16 protein-coding genes are annotated in these 22925 nt (G+C 74.6%); 9 read left to right on the plus strand and 7 right to left on the minus strand.

Going from position 1 to position 22925, the window contains the following annotated elements:
- Positions 1 to 3: 3 nt before the first annotated feature.
- Genes ABT034_RS16040 through ABT034_RS16050 form a run of 3 tightly spaced genes read right to left on the minus strand, consistent with a single transcriptional unit; the run spans position 4 to position 4579 of the window.
- Positions 4 to 438, minus strand: a complete 435-nt coding sequence (locus tag ABT034_RS16040) for a roadblock/LC7 domain-containing protein (protein ID WP_056568542.1) — start codon at positions 436 to 438, stop codon at positions 4 to 6.
- Entirely contained in the window at positions 435 to 3695 is a 3261-nt protein-coding gene (locus tag ABT034_RS16045) for a sensor histidine kinase (RefSeq protein WP_351215469.1), read from the minus strand. The genes ABT034_RS16040 and ABT034_RS16045 overlap by 4 nt, the downstream gene beginning before the upstream one ends.
- Positions 3696 to 3745: 50 nt before the next feature.
- Positions 3746 to 4579 carry an MHYT domain-containing protein gene (locus tag ABT034_RS16050; protein ID WP_351215471.1) on the minus strand — a complete coding sequence of 278 codons (834 nt, stop codon included), beginning with the start codon at positions 4577 to 4579 and terminating at the stop codon, positions 3746 to 3748.
- A 151-nt stretch (positions 4580 to 4730) separates the two neighbouring features.
- On the opposite strand from ABT034_RS16050, the gene ABT034_RS16055 reads away from it, so the two are divergent.
- The 7 genes from ABT034_RS16055 to ABT034_RS16085 all read left to right on the plus strand — a co-directional run bounded on the left by ABT034_RS16055 (position 4731) and on the right by ABT034_RS16085 (position 14383).
- A complete protein-coding gene (locus tag ABT034_RS16055) occupies positions 4731 to 5339 on the plus strand; it encodes a class I SAM-dependent methyltransferase (protein WP_351215473.1) in 609 nt (202 codons plus the stop codon).
- Positions 5340 to 5464: 125 nt separating this feature from the next.
- The gene (locus ABT034_RS16060) at positions 5465 to 5800 is read left to right on the plus strand and encodes a hypothetical protein (protein ID WP_351215475.1); all 336 of its coding nucleotides are present in this window, start codon (positions 5465 to 5467) and stop codon (positions 5798 to 5800) included.
- A 123-nt stretch (positions 5801 to 5923) separates the two neighbouring features.
- Entirely contained in the window at positions 5924 to 6910 is a 987-nt protein-coding gene (locus ABT034_RS16065; RefSeq protein ID WP_351215477.1) for a hypothetical protein, read from the plus strand.
- 138 nt (positions 6911 to 7048) lie between these two features.
- Positions 7049 to 8896, plus strand: coding sequence for an HSP90 family protein (locus tag ABT034_RS16070; protein WP_351215479.1), 1848 nt, complete (start codon positions 7049 to 7051; stop codon positions 8894 to 8896).
- Between the two features lie 2 nt (positions 8897 to 8898).
- On the plus strand, positions 8899 to 11823 hold the full coding sequence (locus ABT034_RS16075) for a hypothetical protein (protein ID WP_351215481.1): 2925 nt from the start codon (positions 8899 to 8901) through the stop codon (positions 11821 to 11823).
- Between the two features lie 120 nt (positions 11824 to 11943).
- Positions 11944 to 12855, plus strand: coding sequence for a hypothetical protein (locus ABT034_RS16080; RefSeq protein WP_351215483.1), 912 nt, complete (start codon positions 11944 to 11946; stop codon positions 12853 to 12855).
- A gap of 151 nt (positions 12856 to 13006) precedes the next feature.
- On the plus strand, positions 13007 to 14383 hold the full coding sequence (locus tag ABT034_RS16085; protein WP_351215485.1) for a tannase/feruloyl esterase family alpha/beta hydrolase: 1377 nt from the start codon (positions 13007 to 13009) through the stop codon (positions 14381 to 14383).
- 31 nt (positions 14384 to 14414) lie between these two features.
- Here the strand turns inward: ABT034_RS16085 and ABT034_RS16090 are convergent, their stop codons facing one another.
- Complete coding sequence (locus ABT034_RS16090) at positions 14415 to 14960, minus strand: MOSC domain-containing protein (protein WP_351215487.1); 546 nt, start codon at positions 14958 to 14960, stop codon at positions 14415 to 14417.
- Between the two features lie 88 nt (positions 14961 to 15048).
- Entirely contained in the window at positions 15049 to 16137 is a 1089-nt protein-coding gene (locus ABT034_RS16095) for a fatty acid desaturase family protein (protein ID WP_351215489.1), read from the minus strand.
- Between the two features lie 348 nt (positions 16138 to 16485).
- Between ABT034_RS16095 and ABT034_RS16100 the strand changes: the two genes are divergently transcribed.
- Together ABT034_RS16100 and ABT034_RS16105 are read left to right on the plus strand one after the other, a co-directional pair.
- Positions 16486 to 19476: an SCO1167/SCO6262 family helicase gene (locus ABT034_RS16100; protein WP_502972940.1), complete on the plus strand. Its 2991-nt coding sequence runs from the start codon at positions 16486 to 16488 to the stop codon at positions 19474 to 19476.
- Complete coding sequence (locus tag ABT034_RS16105; protein ID WP_351215491.1) at positions 19473 to 20822, plus strand: SWF or SNF family helicase; 1350 nt, start codon at positions 19473 to 19475, stop codon at positions 20820 to 20822. The genes ABT034_RS16100 and ABT034_RS16105 overlap by 4 nt, the downstream gene beginning before the upstream one ends.
- On the opposite strand, the gene ABT034_RS16110 is transcribed toward ABT034_RS16105, so the two are convergent.
- Entirely contained in the window at positions 20803 to 21915 is a 1113-nt protein-coding gene (locus ABT034_RS16110; protein WP_351215493.1) for a hypothetical protein, read from the minus strand. The two genes, ABT034_RS16105 and ABT034_RS16110, sit on opposite strands and share 20 nt — an antisense overlap.
- Positions 21916 to 22056: 141 nt before the next feature.
- Positions 22057 to 22911, minus strand: coding sequence for a bifunctional 5,10-methylenetetrahydrofolate dehydrogenase/5,10-methenyltetrahydrofolate cyclohydrolase (locus ABT034_RS16115; RefSeq protein WP_351215495.1), 855 nt, complete (start codon positions 22909 to 22911; stop codon positions 22057 to 22059).
- Positions 22912 to 22925: the final 14 nt, after the last annotated feature.

The raw sequence follows: 22925 nt of genomic DNA on the forward strand, positions 1-22925 counted from the left end.
CGGTCAGCCGGCGGCGGGCGGGGTCACCGTGAGCCGTGGCGGGGTGTGGAGGTGCTCGCCGACGCGCTTGACGAGGCGGGCCATCTCGTAGGCGATGAGGCCGATGTCGGCGCTCACGGAGCTGAGGACGGCGAGGCAGGAGCCGTCACCCGCCGCGGCGACGAAGAGGAAGCCGTCGTCCATCTCGACCATGGTCTGCCGGACGCCGCCGGTGTGGAACTGGCGTCCGGCGCCCTTGGCGAGGCTGTGGAAGCCGGAGGCGATGGCCGCCAGGTGCTCGGCGTCCTCACGGCTGAGTCCGCTGGAGGCCCCCACGGCGAGTCCGTCGTTGGAGAGCACCACGGTGTGGCGGACCTCCCGGACCCGCATGACGAGGTCGTCGAGGAGCCAGTCGAGCTCGCCGGACCGGTGGTGGGAGATCCTCTCGTGGTCGATCATGCGTGGTCTCCTTCGGAACGGGGGTCGTCGGGGGGTGTCGTGCCGTGGCCGAGGCCATGACCGGTGCCGGTGCCGGGCTCCGTACGGGAGTCCGTTCGCGGCCGGGTGGTGGGGCCCGCGGCGGGGTCGCCGAAGCCGGTGCCGAGCGGGCGCCTGCTGCCGGGGGCGGCGCCTCCGCCGCGCTGCCAGCCGTCCCGGTAGGCCGTCATCCGGTCCCGTACCCGCTCGGGGGTACGGGGGTCGGTGTCCGGCGCGGACGGTACGAAGGCCGGTGCGGGAGCGGGTGCCTCGCGCAGCTGCGGTACGAGGCTCGCCTGCCGTACACGTCGGGGGAGTTCGGCCTCGGTCTCGCCGTGGCCCGGGGGCGGGCCGGGCGGCTGTTCCCGCGTCGGCGGCGGTACGGAGGGACTGCGGCGGCGCAGCTCGGTGACCCCGGCCGGCGGCGGCCCGGACTCCGGCGGCGGCGCGAGCGCGGGAACGGCGGTCGGGCGCGGCAACAGGCGCGGCTGGGGCTGCGGCTGCGGTTGCGGTTGCGGTCGGGAGAACGGTGGGGCCTGGGGCGAGCCCGGAGGCCGGGGGTTGCCCGACTCCCGGGCCGGGTGCGCCGGCCGCGCGCCGGCAGGCGGCCGCGCACCAGCAGGCGGCTGCGGGTCGGTCCGGCGGGGTTCCGGGACGGACCCGCGGGGAGCGGCTCCGGCGCTCGGGGTGCCGGCGGGGGCGATTCTCGTGATCGGCGTACCGGCGGGCGGGGGTGGGCCGGCCTGTCCCGGGGCGCGGGTCGTCTGCGGGCGGCCGAAGCGGCGCGCCTCGGCGCGGTGCTCCTCCTCGCGCTCGCGTGCGGCACGCGAGTCGTCCGTACACCGGTCGGCATCGGACGGGGCGGCGCCGAGCGGGTGGGCGCTGGTCCGGTCGGTGCCGAGCCGGTCGGCGCTCCCGTGTTCGGGGGCGTATCCGCGGTCGGTGGTGTCGGGGGCTCCCCCGCCGGAGGCAGGTGTACGGGCATCGCGCGCGTGCGGAGGGCCGGCATGGGCCGGCCCAGGTCCGTGGCCGGTCGCCGCCGCCGGGGCGCCGCGGCCCGGCGGCAGCGCACCCTGGAGCAGGTCCGTCGGAAGCAGTACGACGGCGGTCGTGCCCCCGTACGGCGAGGTGCGCAGTTGGACCTTGATGTCATGGCGGGAGGAGAGCCTGCTGACCACGAAGAGGCCGAGCCGGTCGCTGTCGAAGAGGTCGAGGGCCTCGGACTGGGCGATGCGGGCGTTGGCCTCGGCCAGGGTCTCCTTGCCCATGCCGAGTCCGCGGTCCTCGATCTCCAGTGCGTATCCGTTGCCGACGGGTTCGCCGCTGACGCGCACCTTGGTGTGGGGCGGGGAGAACTGGGCCGCGTTCTCGATGAGTTCGGCCAGGAGGTGGGTGAGGTCGGCGACGGCGCCGCCGACGACGGCCGTCTCCGGGAGCCGGCGCACCTCCACGCGCGCGTAGTCCTCGATCTCGGAGACGGCGGCGCGGACGACGTTGGTGAGGGGGACGGGCATGCGCCAGGCCCGGCCGGGGGCGGCGCCCGAGAGGATGATGAGGCTCTCGGCGTGGCGTCGCATCCGGGTGGTGAGGTGGTCGAGCCGGAAGAGGTCGCCGAGTTCGTTCGGGTCGTCGGCCCGACGCTCCATGCTGTCCAGGAGGTTGAGCTGGCGGTGGACCAGGACCTGGCTGCGCCGGGCGAGGTTGACGAACACCCCGGAGATGCCGCTGGCGAGTTCGGCGCGTTCGACGGCGGCGGAGAGAGCCGCGCGGTGAACGGTCGTGAGGGCCTCGCCCACCTGGCCGATCTCGTCCTGGGAGACGGGCCCCGGCGGTGCCTCGGCCCGGACGTCGATCTCCTCTCCGGCGCGCAGCCTGCGCATGGCGGCGGGGAGTTTGCCGCGCGCGATGCCGAGGGCGGTGTTGCGGAGGCTGACGAGTTCGACGACGAGTCCGCGACCGATCCGTACGGAGATGACGAGGGAGACGACGACGGCCCCGAGGCCGAGGACCACCGCCGCGCCGCCCGCGCTGAGGAGACCACCGGCGAAGGGGTCGGCCCGGCCGGCCGCCTCGGTGCGCGCGTCGGCCTCGATCGCCGTGAGGGCGGTCCGTACGGCGGCGAGAGTGCCGTCCCAGTCGGCCGAGGCGACCGCCTGGGCAGCGCCCCGGCCCGGGCTCGCGGTCCGGATCCGGTCCTCCGCCCGGGTGAGCCGGGTATGGTCGCCGCTCGCCGTGAGCCGGGTCCACGCGGTGCGTGCCGCAGCGGGCAGATCGGCGGTGGCCGAGGCGGTGAGGGCGCGTCGGGTCTCGACGGCGCCGGAGAAGGCGCGGAGCCGGTCCTCCGTGAAGGTGCCGTCGAGATGGGCGGCGGTGAGGAGGGCGTCCTCGCGGGACAGCATCTCGCCGGCCCGGCCGAATTCCAGGAGTACGCGCGCGTTGGACCCCTGCTGGGCGTCCTGGACGCCGGTGAGGGCGCCGCCGACGGCGAACGCGGCGGACACCGCGGCCGTGTACTCCTCGTACACCTGGTCCCCGTCGGCCCGCCCGTCGGTGGCGGCGGTACGGAGCCGGGCGAGGCCCTCGACCTTGCCGACGAACGCGCCCACCCGGTCGCCGACGTCGCCGGGCAGATCCCCGGTGTCGCCGACGGTGTGCGTGTCGTCGTGACGGAGCCGGTCGACGGCCTCGTCCGTGCGGCGTATCCGGTCCTTGAGCTCGGCGGCCCGGGTGGCACCGGGGGCGGCGACCTGCCGTACGGCGGCGCGCCGTTCGGCCTGGAGGGCGGCGAGGGCGGCCGCCACGGGCTCACGGATCTCCGCGTCGACGCGCTGGAGCTGACGGAGCCGTGCGACGTCCTGCGCGGTGGTGACGGTGGCGAAGCCCCAGAGTGCGAGGAGCGAGACGACCGGGACCATCAGGAGCGAGACGATCTTGGCGCGGACGGTACGGGGCCGCAGTCCGTGGCGCACGGGACGGAGCCGGCGCGGGGCGGTGGCGGGAGCGGCCGAGGACGGTACCTCGGCACCACCACCAGCCGTGTGCCCGGAGGTCGCGTGTCCGACGGTCGCGTGTGCCCCAGCCGTGTGCCCGGCGGTCGCGTGGCCAGCTGTCGGGAAGGCCTCGGGGGTGGGCTCCCCCCGTTCTTCGGCGGGCGGCCCGGCGTGTGCGCGCCGCCCGCGCGCTGCCCCCATCGGCGGCGCCGTCGCCTCGGCGTCCTTGGTCTTGCGGGGAGTTCGCATGGCCTCCTCGTTCCGGCTGCGGCTGTCGCTGGTGGCAAGTGGGGTGAGGGTCAGTTCAGGGGCGTACGGGCCGGCTGCGCGGTGCGGAAGCCGGGCGGGGCGACGTCGACGGCGCGCTCGTCCGGCTCGGTGAGGCGCCCCGCCGAGGCGTACGCGGCCCTTTCCTCGGCCGTCGGGGAGAGGGCAACGAAGGCGGAGGTGATGAAGAGGTACGAGCCGAGGCCGACCGCGAGCGGGAAGATGAACTGCATGACCGTGGCCCCCGGCAGGGCCGCGCCGGAGGGGACCACGTCCACCCGAACGGCGAACATGCCCGTGTAGTGCATGCTGCTGACGGCCGCGGCCATCACGAGGGACGCGACGGCCACGGCGGCGGGCGCGTGGATGTTGAGGGCTGCCCACAGGGCCGCGGTGGCGGCGACGACGGCGATGAGGACCGAGAGGCCGACGAGTACGGGGTCGTACCGGACCTCGCCGTGGAGCCGGAGGGCGGCCATGCCCATGTAGTGCATGCTCGCCACTCCGACGCCCGTGGTCAGCCCGCCGATCAGGAGCGACCGGACCCGGTCGCGGCCGTAGCCGACGGCGAACACGCCGACGCCGACGACGGCCATCGCGATGACGAGGCTGAGGATGGTGAGCGGAACGTCGTAGCGGATGTCGGTGCCGGTCACACCGAAGCCGAGCATCGCCACGAAGTGCATCGTCCAGATGCCGGTGCCGAGGGCGGAGGCGGCGGTGAGCAGCCAGTTCCGCCGCGAACGGCCGGTCGCGTCGAGTGCCCGTACCGTGCAGCGCAGCCCGAGGGCGGCACCGACGCAGGCCATCGCGTACGACAGTGCAGGTGTCAGCCAGCCGAAGGTGGCGTGGTCCAGGTGTCCCATGGCTCAGGGACGCTAGTGCGCATCGGGGGGCGCACCAGGGGCGCATTTCGAAAGCTGATGGAATATGACAGAGAGATGGTCCCGAACGATCGCGCCGGGCTCGAACGTGCACACACAACGTTCACACCACCGGGTACGGAATCATGAGCGCATGAGCGATGACCCCACACACGTCCGAGAGTTCTTCGGCGCCCGCGCCGCCGACTGGGACAGCCGCTTCCCCGACGACGGTCCCGCGTACGCGGCGGCCGTGGCCGAGATCGGGCTGCGTCCGGGCGACGCGGTACTCGACGCCGGCTGCGGGACCGGGCGGGCACTCCCGCCGCTCCGCGCCGCCGTCGGCCCCTCCGGCACCGTACTCGGCGCCGACCTCACCCCCGAGATGCTCGAACAGGCCGTCCGGGCCGGGCGGGGCGGAGCGGGGGGCGACGCGACGCTGCTGCTCGCGGACGTCGGCCGTCTTCCGGTACGCGACGGGGCGCTCGACGCCGTCTTCGGGGCGGGGCTCATCTCCCACCTCGCGGAACCCGTCGCCGGCCTGCGCGAACTCGCCCGTGCCGTACGGCCCGGCGGCCGGCTCGCGCTCTTCCACCCGATCGGCCGGGCCGCCCTCGCGGCCCGCCACGGCCGCCGGATCACGCCGGACGACCTGCGCGCGGAACCCCGGCTGACCCTCGTGCTCGCCGAAGCCGGCTGGCGGCTCGTCAGCTACGTCGACGAGGACGCACGCTATCTGGCCATGGCCGTCCGCGAAGGCTGAGGGGCTCGGGCCGACGGGGCCCTTCCCGGAATGTGAGCCTGCCGGTCAACGCACCCTTCTGTCACGGCACTTCACTGTCTACGGTGGACCTACCGGGCAGTCGTGCCCGGGAGAGGCGGTGCGGCGTGGCACGGATACCGGAAAGACTGCGCAGGCTCCTTCCCTCCGCCCGGCGGGCCCCAGCGCCCGCCGCGGCGACGCCACCACGCCCCCGGCAGGGGCACAACCTCTTCGAGGCGGCGGCGGACTACGTGGCCGCGTGCGCCGAGGACGACGCGGCCCGCGCGGAGGAGGCGGCGGGCCGGGTCTCCCCCGGAATGCTGTCGTTCGGCGTCAACGAGCTCGCCTGCCGGGCCCTGCTCACCCTCGCCAGGGAGCGGGGCGAGACGCCGAGCGCGGTGGCCCGGTCGCTGCTCGGCCTCCAGGGCCGGCAGCCGAGGCAGCCGGCGGGTGACGCCTAGAGACCGCCGCGAACGCCTCCCCTCCGCCGCGTGAAGCTCCGGTGAAAACCCGGTGGAAGCGGTGTCGGTGGGCCCGCTTATGCTGCACCGGACTCATACACGGGGCCTGGGGAGGGCGCGGCGATGTTCGGCAAGCTGTTCGACAGGGGGGCGGGGAGAACGGCGGCGGATCCGTACGCCCTTCCCGTCACGCGCAGGCAGAGGAACGGAATGTACACCCTGCGCGCACTGGGGGACACGCGGGTGCTCGCCCTGGTCGAAGCGGCGGACGCGGGTGACTGGGAGGCGGTCAAGGCCGCCCTCGCGCCCTTCGACATCGGCCGCGACCACCAGGTCCTGGGCGAGCTCGCCGACATGGACGGCGTGCAGGACTGGATCGGCCGGGCCGTCGAGGAGGACAAGGAGCACCGGGCGACCGCCCTCCTGATATCCGGGGCGCGCCACCTCACGTGGGGTTGGGAGGCACGTACCGCCGCGCGTGCCGCGGACGTCACGCAGGAGCAGTGGCGGGTCTTCCGCGAGCGGCTCGGCATCGCCGAGGAGCAGTTGCTGGAGGCCGCCGAGCTGCGGCCGGAGTGGGTCACGCCGTGGCGCCGCCTCCTCACCTCCGGCCGCGGCATCTCGCTGGGCGCCGCCGTCAACGAGGCCCGTCTCGACGCCGCCCTGCGCCGCGATCCGCTGGACCTGGAGAGCCACGTCCAGTGGGTGTCGCAGTTGCAGCCCCGCTGGGGTGGCGAGCCCGGCCAGGCGATGGCCTTCGCCCGTGACGCCCTCGCCCGTACTCCGGAGGGGCACCGGCTCGGCTGCGTGATCGCCATGGCGCACATCGAGGAGTGGGTCGAGTCGGACCAGGAGGACTGCCTCGTGGACCCGGCGATCCGGTCCGAGCTGCGGAACGCGGCCGATCACAGCATCCTCCACCCCTCCCATGTGCGGCGCCCGGGTTGGCAGCACGACTTCAACACGTTCGCCATGGCGCTTTCGCTCGCGGGTGAGCGGCACACGGTCCAGCGCGTGTTCCAGGCGCTCGACGGGGCGTACACCAGTTGGCCCTGGACCTACTTCGGGGATCCCGAGAAGCAGTTCGCCCGCCGCCACCGCCGCGCCTGAGCGCGACGACCACCCCGGACCCCGCCACCGCCCCTGAGCACGCGGCACGCCGGACCCGCCACCGCCACCGCCGCGCCTGAGCGCGCGGCCACCCCAGTCCGCCCGCGCCCTGCCGCCTCTCCCACCCCGGACCGCCCCATGACTCTGCCCGACACCGCTACCGACCCGGCCGGCGCCGACCGCACCTTCCAGGTGGATCTGCGCGGCCTCGTCGACCTCCTCTCCCACCACCTCTACTCCAGCCCTCGGGTCTACCTGCGCGAACTCCTGCAGAACGCGGTGGACGCGCTGACCGCACGGCACAACCTCGAACCGGGCGCCCCCACCGACGCCTTCGGCATCCGCTTGTACGCCGACGGCTCGGTGGTACGCGTCGAGGACGACGGCGTCGGCCTCACCGAGGCCGACGTGCACACCTTCCTCGCCACGATCGGCCGCAGCAGCAAGCGTGCGGACCAGGTCGCTGAGCAACGCGCCGACTTCATCGGCCAGTTCGGCATCGGCCTGCTCTCCTGCTTCCTGGTGGCGGACGAGATCCACGTCCTGAGCCGCTCCGCCCGGAACCCCGACGCACCGGCCGTCGAGTGGCGGGGCCGCGGCGACGGCAGCTACACCGTCCGCACCCTGCCCGCGTCCGCCCACCCGCGGCCCGGCACCACCGTCACGCTGACGCCGCGTGCCGACGCGGGCGAGTGGACCCGGCCCGCGCAGGTGCACACCCTGGCCCGGCACTTCGGTTCCCTGCTGCGCCACCCGGTGAACTTCGACGACGGCTCGGGCGGTCCGGACCGGCCCGTCAACCCCGAGCCCGCACCCTGGACGCGTACGTACCCCACACCGGGATCCCGCTCGCGCGCCCTGGCCGCGTACGGCACCGAGGTCTTCGGCTTCACCCCCCTGGACACCATCGAGCTGGACCTGCCGGCCGTCGGCCTGAAGGGCATCGCGTGCGTGCTGCCCGAGGCGGTGCCGGCCGGGCGCCGCCACGGTCACCACGTGCACGTCAAGGGCATGCTGCTGTCCGAGCAGGCGGCGGAGATCCTGCCCGAGTGGGCGTTCTTCGTCCGCTGTGTCGTCGACGCCGAGAGCCTGCGGCCGACGGCGTCCCGCGAGTCCCTGTACGAGGACGACACGCTCGCCGCCGTCCGCGACGCCCTCGCCGAGCACCTGCGCGCGTGGATCGCCCGGGTCGCCGCCAGCGACCCCGACCTGCTCGCCCGCTTCCTCCAGGCCCACCATCTGGCCGTGAAGTCGCTCGCGGTGCACGACGACGAGATCCTGCGGATGCTGCTGCCCTGGCTTCCGTTCGAGACCACCGACGGGCACACCACCCTGGACGAGTTCGCGCGCACCCACCGCACGGTGCTCGTGACGTCGAGCGTGGAGGAGTTCCGGCAGGTCGCGGCGATCGCCTCGGCCGCCGGGCTCGGCGTCGTCAACGGCGGCTACACCTACGACCGCGAACTGGTCCACCGGCTGCCCGAGATCCGGCCGGAGGTCAGCGTCGCCGACCTCGACCCGGCGACCCTCACCGCCCATCTCGACCCCGTCGACCGGGAGACGGAACTGTCCGCGGCGGCCTACCTCGCCCTGGCGCGCGACGCCCTCGCCGTCTTCGACTGCGACGTCGCGCTGCGCACCTTCCAGCCCGCCTCCGCTCCCGCCCTCCTCATCGACAGCCGCGAGGCCCGGCACGAGCGCACCCGCTCCCAGCTCGCCCGTGAGCAGGCGGGCGGTCTGTGGGGGGACATCCTCGGCGCCCTGCGCCAGGAGGCCCCGCGGGCCCAGCTGATCCTCAACCAGCTCAACCCGCTGGTCCGTACCGCCGTCGCCATCGACGAGCCCGAGCTGGCCCGCACCAGCGCCGAGGCCCTCTACGGGCAGGCCGCGCTGCTGTCCCGGCGTCCGCTCAGGCCCGCCGAGTCGAGCCTCATCAACCGCTCCTTCCTCGACCTCCTCGCCCACGCCCTCCGCAAGGACAGCTGACGATGCCGACCGCACCCCATCCCCAGAACGCCGACGAGCTGTACCAGGCGCTCCGCGAGAACGACCAGCTCCCCTACGGCCGCACCCGCACCGTCACCGCCGAGGAACTGGTCGACGCCGCCGAGCAGTTCGCTGATCCCGTGCCGCTCGTCCACGCGCTGCTCGAACTCCAGGAGGCGTACACCTACGGCTCCGAGCCCCGGAAGTCACCCGTCGTCTTCGCCCGCCTGCTCACCCTCTTCGACGAGCAGCCCGACGTCTTCGACGAGCATCTGCGCCACCTGCTGTTCTGGCGGTTCAAGTGGGTGGCCAACGCGCTGCGCGCGCTGCCCGAGGTCCCGCTGACCAGCCTGCGCCAGTGGCTGACCGAGATGCGTGAGCGGTACGAGAAGGCCGACCTCGGCCTCCAGCCCTACTACGGTCAGGCGTACCAGCTCGCCGCCCACCGCGGTGAGGACACGACCGTCGCCTACGAGCTGTGGGCGGGCCGGGCCCGCACCCGGCTGAGCGACTGCGAGGCCTGCGAGATCTGCGAGCGCGCCCTCCACCACCTCGCGGGGGGCGACGACGAGCGGGCGCTGCGCGTCTGGGAGCCCGTACTCGCCGGGAAGGAGTCCTGCCAGGAGGAGCCGGCCCGCTCCGTCTCGTTCGCGCTGCTGCCCCTGCTACGCACCGGCCGCACCGACCGGGCCCGCGAGCTCCACCTCGCCGGCTACCGCGCCTGCCGCCGCAACCCCTCGATGTCCGGGGAGGTCGGCCGGCACCTGGAGTTCTGCGCCCTGACCGGCAACGAGGCACGCGGCCTGGAACTGCTCGCGGAGAACCGGAACCTGTTCGACGAGGTCGCCTCGCCCCTGGACCAGCTCGACTTCCTCACCGGCGTCGAGGTCCTCCTGCGGCGTGTCGAGGCCCTCGGTCACGGCGAGCTGCCCGCCGCCGGATACCCGGGCCGCACCTGGACGGTGACCGGCCTGCGCGCCGAGGCGGGGGGCCGCGCCGACGACCTCGCCGCCCGTTTCGACGCGCGGAACGGGACCACGGCCCACGCCGACCGCCGCAGGGCCCGCCTCGACCGTGCCCCGCTCCTGGACGCGCTGGAACTGACCCTGCGCACCCGCGGCCTGGACGAGGTGGCCCCCGCCGCGCCCGCCCCGCGCACGACCGCCGGCGAGCCCGAGTCGCTGCCCGAACTCATCGTCCGGGCACGGGCGTTGGACGCGCAGGGCCACCCGGACGCGCGGGCCTGCTGGGCGCGCCTGCGCACCCTCGCCACCGCCCGCGACTACGTCCACCCCGACGACCCGGCCGTCGGGCCGCTCGTACGGCTGCGCGCCGATCTGCTGGCCGACGAGGCGAGCCGGGCGGACGACGACGAGGACTACGCTCTCGCCTCCGACCTGTACGAGGAGGCCGCGGGCCTGTACGAGGACGCGGGGCAGCCGGGTGACGCGGCGGTCTCCCGCGCCTCCGCCGTGCTCGCCTTCGCCGAGATCCCCGCGGAGGGCACCGAGGAACCCGGGGCCAAGGTGGCCGCGCTCACCGCCGCCCACGAGGCCCTGGTCCGGCTGCACGAGGAGAACCCGGGCATCGCGCCGTACCTGGAGGCCCGTCTGCTGCGCATACGGTCGACCGCGCTGGGCCTGCGCCTGCAGGCGTCGGGCAGCGAGGAGCACGTCGCGCCGGTCTTCGCCGCGGCGGACGCGCTGCACGCGTTCGCCACCCGGCACGACATCGGCGGACAGGTCTCCGGCGCCCTGCTGATACGAGCCAGTACCTTCGCCCTCTCCGGCGACCTGCCCGCCGCGGTCACCGAGATCGACGGCCTCCTCGATCGGCTGAAGGCACACGGCCCCGCCTGGCACCTGCCCCGCACCCTCGGACTGCGCGGCCGGATCCAGCTCGGCCTGCGGGACGCCGAGGCCGCGCACGCGAATCTGACCGAGGGCCTGCGCCTGGCCGCGGACTGGCCGGACGACGTGGTCGACCCCGGTCGCCTCCACGCCGACCTGGCCGAGACCTGCCTGCATCTGGACCGCCCGGACGAGGCACTGCGGCACCTCACGCGCTCCGCGGAGCTGGGGCTACGCCGGGGCAACCGGACGGACGCGTTCTGCGCCTACAGCAACGCGGCCCAGCTCAGCCTGGACCTCGGCCGGATCGAGGACTGCATCGCCCTGCTCGACTCCCTCCTGGCCGAACCGGACGTCGCCGCCGGAGAGATGGACGACCGGCTCGTCGCCCAGCTGCGCCTGATCCGCGCCCGCGCACTGCACGCGGGGGAGGACCTCAAGGCCGCCACGGCGGAGTTCGTCGCTCTCGCCGCCGAGTCGGCCGGCTGGGACGACGACCCGGGGAGCCACGCCATGATCGCTGGGGAGACGGCCGTACTCCTCGGCGAGTCGGGCGACTTCGACCGGGCCCGTGGGGCCGCGGACCAGGCGCTCGCCGCCCACGCCCGGGCCCCGCGCTACGAGCAGCTCAGCAACTGCCTGCGCGAACTGGCCCGCCTCCAGTGCCGGCAGCAGGGTCCCGAGGGGCTGCCGGACGCCCTCGCCTTCCTCGCCGACGCCGGGAAGGTCGCCGACGAGGCGCGTGCCGCCGCTTACGAGGCCCGTGGCCGTTCCCTGGACAGCGCCCTGGCCTACGAGTACGGGCGGGTGAACGCCTACGCCGGTGAGCACGAGGACGCCCTGACCGCCCTGGAGAAGGCCCTCGCCCTGCTCGGCGAGCCGGGGCCGGACAACAACCAGGCGGGCGAGTGGGCCGAGTGCGTCCGGCTCGCGAGCGCCGTGGAGGGCATCTCCCTGGAACGCCCCGCCCCCGCCCTGACCCGTCTCGACTCGGCGGTCTCCCGTCTGACCGCCCTGGGCCACACCGACGAGGCCGAGGCCCTGACCGCCCTGGCGGGCAGACTGCGCGACGAGTGAGGCTCCCGGCGTGGCGTGACGCGGACGTCCTTACGGCGACGCAGGTCACGGCGCCGGGCTATGGACAGGTCTCCCTCCTCACTGGTTAAGGTGCGCCGACGACCGGATGGGGAGGCACGCGTGGCTGGAAAGGACCCGATCGCCGAGGCCGTCGGCGACGCCGACGCGCTGTTCGTGCTGACGGCGGCGCTGCTCACGCCCGCGCGCTTCCCGAGCGTGCTCGGTGACGACTACCCGGCGGCCTGCGCGGCGCTCGGGCTCGAACCGTACGCGGACGGGTACGGGCTGGTGTTCGGCCAGGACGGGCTCGGGGCGCGCTGGACGGTCGTCGTCGACGACGTGTCGCTCGTCGCGGTGGCCATCTCGTCCTGGGACTGCGGCATGGCCTACGACCTCTCGCCCGCCGAACACACGGTGGTGGCCGGGCTGCCGGGCTGGCCGCTCGACGTGGTGACCCGGGCGCCGGGTGTACCGGCTCCGCACGACCCCGCGCCGGAGGAGGGCGATCCCGCCCCGCTCGTACCGCCTTCCGGCGACGAGTGGGGACCGGCCCAGCGCCGCCTCGGCGCCGATGAGGTGGCCCTCCAGTGGGCGGCTTGGCGGGCCCAGGTGGCCGAAGGGCCCGCGGCCGGGGAGCAGCTGGCGGGCCCGGACGCCGACCCGGATTCCGTTGCCGCCGGGGGTACAGGCGTCCCCTCCGGCGGTACGGCCGTCCCCGCCGACGGTACGGCCGATGCGCCGGGTGGGGCCGCCCGTGACCCGTACGACGGCGTCCGCAGGGTGCTCGACGAGCTCGGGGGCTATCTGGTGCAGCCGCCACCGGTCGGGCGGGTGCGGTCCGTCGCCGGTGCGGAAGGGGGCGGGCGGACGCTGCGCGTGGACGGCCCCGGCTGGTCGGTCGTGGCCCGGACGGACGACATGGCCTTCGTCCTGCTCGACGAGCTGCCGGGCGAGGTGCTGCCGGTGGCCCGGGGCGCGCGGCTGCCCGCGCTCCTCGAAGGACTCGACGCCATGGCCGTACGTCCTTCCTGACCGACCACTCGTCCGACGTCTTGTCCGACGTCCCGGGGGAATCCCCATGGGACGAGGGTCCGAGGTGTGGTCCGGAACCATGGCCCGGTGGTGGGGATGCGCCGCAGGATGTGGCGCCGCACCCGTTTCCTCGCCCCTCCGGAGGCCCGCCATGCGCCTGTTCCCAGGCGTCTCCCTGTTCGCCGCGCTCCTGACAGGAGTCACCGTCCTCGCCCCCGCGAGCCCCGCCGGGGCCGAGGAGCGGACCGCCGCGCACTGCGCGCGCCAGGACCGGCTGCTGGTGCCCGGTGCCGAGCACCAGCGGTCGGCCTGCCTGGACGATCTGACGACCGCCGGGCTCGCCGGCACCCCGTACACCGACATGGCGGACCAGGCCGGTCTCGCCGCCGGGCGGACCCGTAACCCGTCGGGGGTGCCGGGAGTCCAGATCGACGGCTACTTCCCCGACGACTCGCGCCTCAACGCCACCCACGGCTGGGCCCATGACGCGCAGTTCGTCATCCGGCTCCCCGACCGCTGGAACGGCGGCCTCGTCGTCACCGGCGCGCCGGGAACCAGGCGTCAGTACGCGACGGACGCGCTCATCTCCGACCAGGTCCTGGCCAAGGGTTTCGCCTACGCCGCGACCGACAAGGGCAACACCGGGCCGGACTTCTTCACCGACGGCCGGGGTCCGGGCGACGCGGTCGCCGAGTGGAACCGCCGGGTGACGGAGCTGACGCGGGCGGCCAAGCAGACCGTACGCCAGCGGTACGGCCGGGCGCCGGAGCGCACGTACATGACCGGGATCTCCAACGGCGGCTATCTGACGCGCTGGCAGCTGGAGAACCGGCCCGAGCTGTACGACGGCGGCGTGGACTGGGAGGGCGTGCTGTGGACGGTGCGCGGACCCAACCTCCTGACGAGCCTGCCGGTGACGGTGGCCAGGTCACTCGGGCAGGCCTCCGACGAGGACATGGTCGCGGCGGGCTTCGCGCCGGGGTCGCGCTTCCTGTGGCCGTACCACGAGAAGGCGTACTGGGGTCTGACCCAGAAGGTCTTCCGGGCCGAGTTCGACCCCTCGTACGATCCGGCCTGTCCTGGCTCCACCGCCGGCGGGACCGTGGAGCAGATCTTCGCGCCCTGCGCCTCGGACGCCTCGTACGACTACACCTCCCGGCCTGCGTCCGTGCACCGCGCGGTCGCGAAGGTCGCGCTGACCGGGCGGATCGGCAGGCCGCTCGTCACCCTCCACGGCGACCTGGACACCCTGCTGCCCGTCTCCACCGGCTCCGACGTGTACGCGCGGATGATCGACGCGCGGGGCCGGGGCGGCCTTCACCGGTACTACACGGTGCAGGACGGGACACACACCGACGGCCTGTACGACACGTATCCGGACCGGCTGCGTCCGATCCTGCCGTGCTACCGGTCGGCGTTCGACGCGCTGACGCGCTGGGTCGAGGAGGGTACGGCGCCGCCCGCCGACCGTACGCTCGCGCGGCCCGCCAGCGGTGACCTCGTCAACTCCTGCGCTCTGGAGGAGTGAGCACGGGATCCGGTGGGCACGCGCGCGTGGCTCAGACCCTTTCCAGCGGGCGGTGCGGCCCCTCGGGCAGCTCGGCGCGGACCGGGTCGCCGGGTCGCACCTCTCCGCCGGTCAGGACCACGCCCATGATCCCGGCCTTGCGCACGATCTCGCCGTTCTCGTCACGGCCGAGGACCTGCTTGAGCAGACCGTGCCGGAAGTTGTCGATCTGGGCGCACGGGTTGCGCAGTCCCGTGACCTCGACGACCGCTTCGGCTCCGAGGTACAGACGAGTGCCGGTGGGAAGGCCCAGGAGGTCGATCCCCCGGGTGGTGACGTTCTCGCCGAGGTCACCGGGGGTGACGTCGAAGCCGGCGCCCGCCACCTCGTCGAAGAGCTCGGCGTGGATGAGGTGGACCTGACGCAGGTTGGGCTGGGTCGGGTCCTGGGCGACGCGCGAGCGGTGCTTCACCGTCACACCCGCGTGGACGTCGCCCTCCACGCCGAGGCCGGCGAGGAGGGTGATGCCCTCCCTGTTGGGCTTGGTGAACGAGTACGTGCCGTTGCTGCTGACCGTGGTGACCGTGCCGTCGCTCATGACGAGGAGCTCCCCTTCTCCGCTTCCCGGCGGGCCGGAGCCCCGGCCGCCGGACCGTTGATCACCTCACGGGTGATCGTTCCCGACCCTACTCGGCCCACTCGGAGCGCAGCGGCGCGCCCACCTCGTGCAGGTGGCCGAGGGCCTGCCGGTACGAGTCGGCGAAGCCGGTCTCCGTGTACGGGACGCCCAGGGCGGCGCAGTGCGCCCGGACGCACGGCTGGGCGAGGCGCAGATGGGGGCGCGGCATGCTCGGGAAGAGGTGGTGTTCGACCTGGTAGTTGAGGCCGCCGAGGAACCAGTCGGTCAGGGCGCCGCCGCGGATGTTGCGCGAGGTGAGCACCTGGCGTCGCAGATGGCCCCAGGTGTCGCCGTCGGCGTGCTCGTCCGGGCGCTCCATGCCCTTGTGGTTCGGGGCGAAGGCCATGCCGAGGTGCACCCCGAACAGCATCTGGTGGACGAGGGCGAAGACCAGGGCCTGGGCGGGGGTGAGGAGGGTGAGCAGCAGGGCCGTGTAGCCGGCGAAGTGGGCGAGGAGCAGCGCGGCTTCGACGAGCCGCTCGCGCCGGGTGCGGCAGGGGCCGTTCTTCGCCAGCAGGGCTTGGACGCCGTACACCTTGAGCGCGATGCCCTCCAGAGTCGTCAGCGGGAAGAACAGCCAGGCCTGGTGCCGGGTGAGGAACCCGCGCAGGCCCGTGCGGCCCGCCGTCTGGTGTTCGGCGAAGACGAGGATGTCGGCCGCGACGTCCGGGTCCTTGTCGAGGTGGTTGGGGTGGGCGTGATGGCGGTTGTGCTTGTCGTTCCACCACTCGCGGCTCATGCCGAGGAGGAGGTTGGCGTGGACGAGCTGGACGACCCGGCTGATCTTCCGGTTCGCGGTGATCTGGGCGTGGCCGGCGTCGTGGGCGACGAAGGCGACCCGGGCCGAGAGCAGCGCGAGGGGCACGGCGAGCGGGAGCACCCACCAGGAGGGGCCGATCAGGGCGAGGCCCGCCACCACGGCCGCGATGCCGAGGAGGTTGACGGCGATGCCGCGGGCGTACCAGCCGGGGCGGTGTTCGAGGAGGCCCTGTTCCCTCACCATCCGCAGGAGCGGGGTGAACTCACTGCTGCCCCTGGCTCGGGCGGGCGCCGCGGCGGGGGCGGCGGCCGGGGGCAGGATGGTGGCCTGGGACATGGCGGGGGCTCCGGTTTCTGTGGCTTGCGGCGGTCGGATCCAGTGGCGGTGGTGCCGGATCGGCCGGCGGGTGGGTCGGGCGGATCGGGCGGATCGGGCGGATCGGGCGGATCGGGCGGTGACGGTTCGGGCGGTGAGCGCCTGTGTCGAACGTACGGATTCGTGATCGTCCGGGGCCATGGCGTCACCACCCCGGCCGGCCGGGGGGCGGGCCGGGGGCCGGGGGTAGGGGGAGCCCCACCCCTCCAGGCCTGTGGCGCGGATCACGTGGAGGGGGTGCGCCCGGAGCCCTTCCGTCGAGGTATCCTCGGCCGCTCAGTCTTCAGGTAGTCAAATTTGAGGAATGCGTTGTCGCTGTCGTACGGACCCGATGATTCCGCCCGCGTACCTGCTCGTGAGACCACTCGGGAGCCCTCCCTCGGGCTCACCCGCCACTCCGCCGTCTTCCTTCCCGCCGAGCCGCCGCGCGCCGGCCGGATCGCCTTCTGGTCACCGGACGGGGAGACGCTGCCCGACTTCGCCTCGGGCGCCGGTGAACTCGCCCCGGCCGGTGCCGAGATCACGGTCGTGGACGGCGTCGGCCTCCGCCCCGTGACCGTCCCCGCGTCCACCCTCTCCGTACGGGACGCCCTGCCGCTGCTCGCCCGCGCGCGGTTCTCCGCCACCGCGTCCCCCGCGACCGCGTTCTGGGGCGCCGCCTCGCTCCTCGCCCTGGACTTCGCCGCTCGCGGTCTGCTGCTGCCCGGCCTCACCTCCGACGACGTCGACGCGTGGCGCGCCGGTCCGCTGGGCCCCGAGGAGCTGGCGGAACTGCGCACGCTCGCCGCCTCGATGCCGCCCGCGGCCCACGCCGTACCGCTCTCGCCGGACGAGCCGCTGCTGCTTCCGGACCCCGAGGCGCTGCTCCGGGCCTTCGCCGACGCCGTCGCGGACACCTTGCCCCGTACCCCCGCCGCTCCGCTCGCCGCCGACGGACCCGCCTTCGCGGCCGACGAGCCGCAGCGGATCCCCGAGCAGCGGACGTGGGCGGCCGACGTGGCGGCGGTGCACGACGCGGGCATCCGTCTTTCGCTGCGGCTCGAACTCCCCGGCTTCACCGCCGAGGCGGAGGAGGCCCCGGCGTTCCGCGCGGTGCTGCAGCTGCACGCCGTCGCCGACCCGACGCTGGTCGCGGACGCGGCGGAGGTGTGGGCGGGCTCCGGCCGGACCGGAGCGGCCTTCGGCCCCCGGGTCCGGATGGACGTCCTGCTCGCGCTCCGGCGGGCCGCGCGCGCGTGGGCCCCGCTGGCGCCGCTCCTGACGGCCGCGGTGCCCGACACCGTCGAACTCGTCGACGAGGAGGTCGCGGAGTTGCTCGGCGCGGCGGGCCGGGCCCTCGCCGCGGCGGGCGTCCAGGTCCACTGGCCGCGCGACCTGACCGACCGGCTCACCGCCGCCGCGGTGATCGGCCCGGTGGGCGCCGACGCGAACGGGGAGAACGACGGCCCGGGTGGGTCCCGGTCGACCGGACAGCCCGAAGACGCCCTGTCCGCCGGGGAGTTCGAAGGCTCCCGTTCCTCCTCCGCGCTGCCCTCCTTCCTCTCCGCCGACGCCCTGCTCGGTTTCCACTGGCGCTTCGCCGTCGGCGATCAGGAGCTGACCAGGGCCGAGTTCGACCGGCTCGCCGAAGCCGGGCGGCCCCTCGTCCGCCTGCGGGACCGCTGGGTGCTCGTCGACCCCACCGAGGTACGCCGCGCCCGTGACCAGCAGGACCGCAAGGTCACGCCGGTGGACGCCCTCTCGGCCGTGCTCACCGGCTCCACCGAGGTCGACGGCCGGCTCGTCGAGGTGGCGGCGACCGGCTGGCTGGAGCGCCTGCGGGAGCGCCTCGCCGACCCCGAGGGCGCCAGCCCCGAGGTGTCCCAGCCGCCCGCGCTCGCCGCGAACCTCCGCGACTACCAGCTGCGCGGGCTCGACTGGCTGCACCGGATGACCTCCCTCGGCCTCGGGGGCTGTCTCGCCGACGACATGGGGCTCGGCAAGACGATCACGGTGATCGCGCTGCATCTGCACCGCCAGTCCGACCCGGCGGCCGCAGGACCGACCCTCGTCGTCTGTCCGACCTCCCTCATGGGCAACTGGCAGCGGGAGATCGAGAAGTTCGCGCCGGGCACGCCGGTGCGCCGCTTCCACGGCGCCACCCGTGACCTGGAGGACCTCCCCGACGGCGGTTTCGTCCTCACCACGTACGGCACGATGCGACTCGACGCGGCGCGACTCGCCGCGCGGAACTGGGGACTCGTCGTCGCGGACGAGGCGCAGCACGTCAAGAACCCGTACTCGGCGACCGCCAGGCAGCTGCGGACCATCGGCGCACGCGCGCGCGTGGCGCTGTCCGGCACTCCGGTGGAGAACAACCTCTCCGAGCTGTGGGCGATCCTCGACTGGACGACACCGGGACTCCTCGGCAGCCTGGGCGCGTTCCGGACCCGGTTCGCCGCCGCCGTGGAGGGTGGCAGGGACCCGGCCGCCGCCGCGCGACTCGCCGCGCTCGTCCGCCCGTTCCTGCTGCGCCGCCGCAAGTCGGATCCCGGCATCGCGCCCGAGCTGCCGCCGAAGACGGAGACGGACCGGGCCGTGTCCCTGACACCGGAACAGGCCGGTCTGTACGAGGCGGTGGTACGGGAGACGCTGGCGGCGATCTCCGAGGCCGACGGCATGGCGCGGCGCGGTCTGGTCGTGAAGCTGCTGACCGGGCTCAAGCAGATCTGCAACCACCCGGCGCAGTACCTCAAGGAGGAACGGCCGAGGATCGAGGGCCGTTCGGGCAAGCTGGAGCTCCTCGACGAGCTGCTCGACACGATCCTCGCCGAGGGCGCGTGCACCCTGGTCTTCACGCAGTACGTGGGGATGGCCAGGCTCCTGGAGGCGCATCTCGCCGCGCGGGGCGTGCGGACGCAGTTCCTGCACGGCGGGACACCGGTCGCCGAGCGCGATGCGATGGTCGCCCGCTTCCAGGGCGGGGAGGTGCCGGTCTTCCTGCTCTCCCTGAAGGCTGCCGGTACGGGGCTCAACCTCACCCGCGCGGAACACGTCGTGCACTACGACCGCTGGTGGAACCCGGCCGTGGAGGCCCAGGCCACCGACCGCGCGTACCGGATCGGGCAGGACCGGCCCGTGCAGGTCCACCGGCTGATCGCCGAGGGGACGATCGAGGACCGGATCGCGACCATGCTCGACCGCAAGCGGGAGCTGGCGGACACCGTCCTCGGCACGGGCGGGGACACGCCGCCGGAGCTGACCGAACTGACCGATGCCGAACTGGCGGAGCTGGTGCGACTGCGAGGGGACGAACGATGAGCGGGTACGGACACGGGGACGAGGAGCGTACGTTCGCGGCGCTGCCGCCCGCGCCGGGCGGGGCCTTCACCCGGACCTGGTGGGGCCAGGCGTGGCTCAAGGCCCTTGAGGACACCGCGCTCGACGGCCAGCAGCTCAAGGCGGGCCGCCGGCACGCGCGCGCGGGGGCGGTGGGCGCCGTGTCGGTACGGCCCGGCCGCATCACGGCGGTGGTCAAGGACCGCGACGGCACTCCCTACCGCGGTGACGTCCTGGTGCGGGAGTTCTCGGACGAGGAGTGGGAACGGCTCCTCGACCTCGCCGCGGAAAGCGCGGGCCACATCGCGGCACTCCTCGAACGGGAGATGCCGCCGCACCTGGTGGAGGACGCGGCGGCTGCCGGGCTCGACCTGCTGCCGGGGATCGGCGACCTCGACCCGGAGTGCGGCTGCGAGGCCTGGGACCACTGTCCGCACACCGCGGCCCTCTGCTACCAGGTGGCGCGTCTGATCGACGAGGACCCCTTCGTCCTGCTGCTCATGCGGGGGCGCGGCGAGCGCACGCTCCTCGACCAGCTGCAGTCGCGCAGCGCTTCACGTGCCGCGCGTGGCGGCCCTGAAGGCGACGACACGCCCGGCGATGCGACTCCCCGGGGTGTCGGCGGGATGCGCGGCGTGTCGGCCGAGGAGGCGTACGCGGCGGAGTTCCTGCTGCCGCCGCTGCCCGCTCCCCCGGTCGCGCCCGACGCGCCCGGCCGGTCACCGTCCCTCGACACGGAGACGGAGCCGGAGCCCGGGGTCGACCCGGCGGCACTGGAGGTCCTCGCGTCGGACGCGGCGGCCCGCGCGCACCGGATGCTCGGAGAGGCCCTGGGGGCGGATTCGGCAACGGCTTCGGGGGCGGCTTCGGTTTCGGCGTTGCTGGAGCCACGCCTGACGGCCGCTCAGGACGCCGTGCGGCTCGCGGTGGACTCCCCCGCGCCCTGGATCGCGGCACGGCTCGCCGCGGGTTCGGGCCGCACGCGGGCGGAGCTCGACCTGGCGACGCGCGCGTGGCGGTTCGGTGGCGCCGCCGCCCTCGCCGTACTGGAGGAGGAGTGGACGCCGGACGCCGAGGCCCTCGCCCGAGCCGGGGTCCGGCTCGTGGAGGCCTGGGAGGACGACGAACGGCCGGTGCTGCGGCGGGCCGGCGGCGCGCGGTGGACGGCCGTGGGCGCGGAGGCGCAGCTGCGGCTGGGCGAGGACGGGCGCTGGTGGCCGTACCTCAAGTCCGGTGCCCGCTGGGCCCCTGCGGGGCCGCCGGACCGCGATCCGGCGACGGCTCTCGCCACCGCCCTCGCCGCCGGCGCTACAGGAGCGGCCGGCTGAGCTTACCGCCGGTGGCGGAGGGAGCGGCCAGGCTGCAGGCGACGGTGTCCGAGCCAAGGAGGTAGCTGGTTCGGTACGGGTACTGGACGAAGGTGGTCCAGCGCGTGCCGAGCGGCTGCAGCGCGGCCTTGCGGCGCAGCGGTTCGCGGCACAGCAGGGTGGCCGCTTCACGGACCGCGAGGTCGGTGGCGTGGACGCCGGTCAGCCGGAGCCGGACGACGAGTTCGGCGTTGTGCGGCGTGTCGCAGGACCGTCGCAGGGCGGTGCCCGGCGCGTCGCGGTCGATGTCGAAGCAGTCCCCGACGCGCAGCGCCTCGAAGGAGACGGGCCGGGCCGGTGAGCCGCCGTGCGTCGCGGTGGCGGTCGGCCGAGGGGTGGGGACGGCTTTCCCGGTGCGGGAGGGGGTCGGGGACACGCCCGTGACGGTGCCGTCGGGGCCGGTGGAGGGGCGGGTGGTGGGGTCGGCGGGCTCGGTGGGGGCCGGTGCGCCGGAGACGGTCACGTCGGGCGTCGCGGTGTCGTCCGTCGGTGTGTCGCCCTTCGGCGTACCGGCCGTCGGCGTGCCGTCCGCGCGGGTGTCGGGTCCGCCGTCGGCGCCGCCGTGCGTGTCGGTCCCCTCTCCGTCGGCCGAGAGGGTGGCCGCCCCGCCCTCGCCGGCGGGCGACGGCACGCCCACCCGGTCGACGCCCTGCCGTCCTTCGGTGGCGAGTCCCTGCTCGGTCCCGCCCCGAGCCGCCAGGAACGCGCCCGCCACCAGGGCGCCCACGAGCAGCGGGACGAGCGGCACGCCGAACCACCGCGCGCGCGGCACGTTCGGCACGGGCCGGGGCGCGCCGAGCCGCCCGAGGCGCGGCGACCACCCGGACTCGGAGTCCGCGGGCGCGACGGAGACGTCCGGGCCAGCGGCCGCGACGGAGGCGTCCGAGTCGGCGGGCGCTACGGAGGCGTCGCCCTTGGCCGACGCGTCAGCGGCGTCGAGCACTTCGGGCGCGGTGGGCGGGCCGGACGGGTCCGACAGGTCGGGCGCGCCGTGCGGGGCGGGTGCGCCCGGTCGGCGGTCCGGCGGCGGGGTGGTGGGTGACGGGTGTGGCACGGGGTCCAGATTCGCCCGTCGGCGGGCGCGCGGCCACCCTTTTTCGGGCGTTGACCGCGGCCCGTACAGAACCGTGACAATCGCCGGCCACGCTCCGGCCCGCCGCCACCGCCACCGCTGCCGCCCCGTCATGTGTGCTCCCTACAGACCGAGCTGACGCTCCGCGCCCTCGACCGTCTGGGCGAGGAGCACGGCGATGGTCATGGGGCCGACACCACCGGGTACCGGGGTGATGAGGGAGGCGCGCTCGGCGGCCGACGCGAAGTCGACGTCGCCGACGTTGCCCGGGTTGTAGCCGGCGTCGACGACGACGGCGCCGGGCCTGATGTCGGCTCCCTTGATGAAGTTCGGCTTGCCGACGGCGGCCACGAGGATGTCGGCCTCGCGGACGACGGAGGAGAGGTCCTCGGTGCGGGAGTGGCAGTAGGTGACGGTGGCGTCCCGGCCCAGGAGGAGCAGGCCGGCCGGCTTGCCGAGGATCGCGCTGCGGCCGACGACGACGGCGCGCTTGCCGCGGAGTTCGACGTCGTAGGCGTCGAGGAGACGCATGATGCCGCCGGGCGTGCAGGAGACGAAGCCGGGCAGTCCGAATCCCATGGCGGCGAAGGACGCCATGGTGACGCCGTCGACGTCCTTGGCGGGCGCGATGGCCTCGAAGGCGGCGCGCTCGTCGATGTGGGGGCCGACCGGGTGCTGGAGCAGGATGCCGTGGACCTCGGGGTCCTCGGAGAGCGCGGTGATCGCGGCGACGAGTTCCTCGGTCGTCGTCGTGGCGGGCAGCTCGACGTGGCGGGAGCGGATCCCGGCCTTGGCGCAACGGTTCTGCTTCATCTTCACGTACGTCACGGAGGCCGGGTCCGCGCCGACGAGGACGGTCGCGAGGCACGGGGTGACACCGGTGCGGCGGGTGATCTCGGCTGCGCGGGCAGCGGTCTCCTCGACCGTACGGCGGGCGAGGGCCGTGCCGTCCATGAGGGTGGCGGTGCTGGTGGACATGGCGACTCCTGGGC

This window comes from Streptomyces sp. NPDC002773 (assembly GCF_040295605.1).
In the GTDB taxonomy this organism is placed as follows: domain Bacteria; phylum Actinomycetota; class Actinomycetes; order Streptomycetales; family Streptomycetaceae; genus Streptomyces.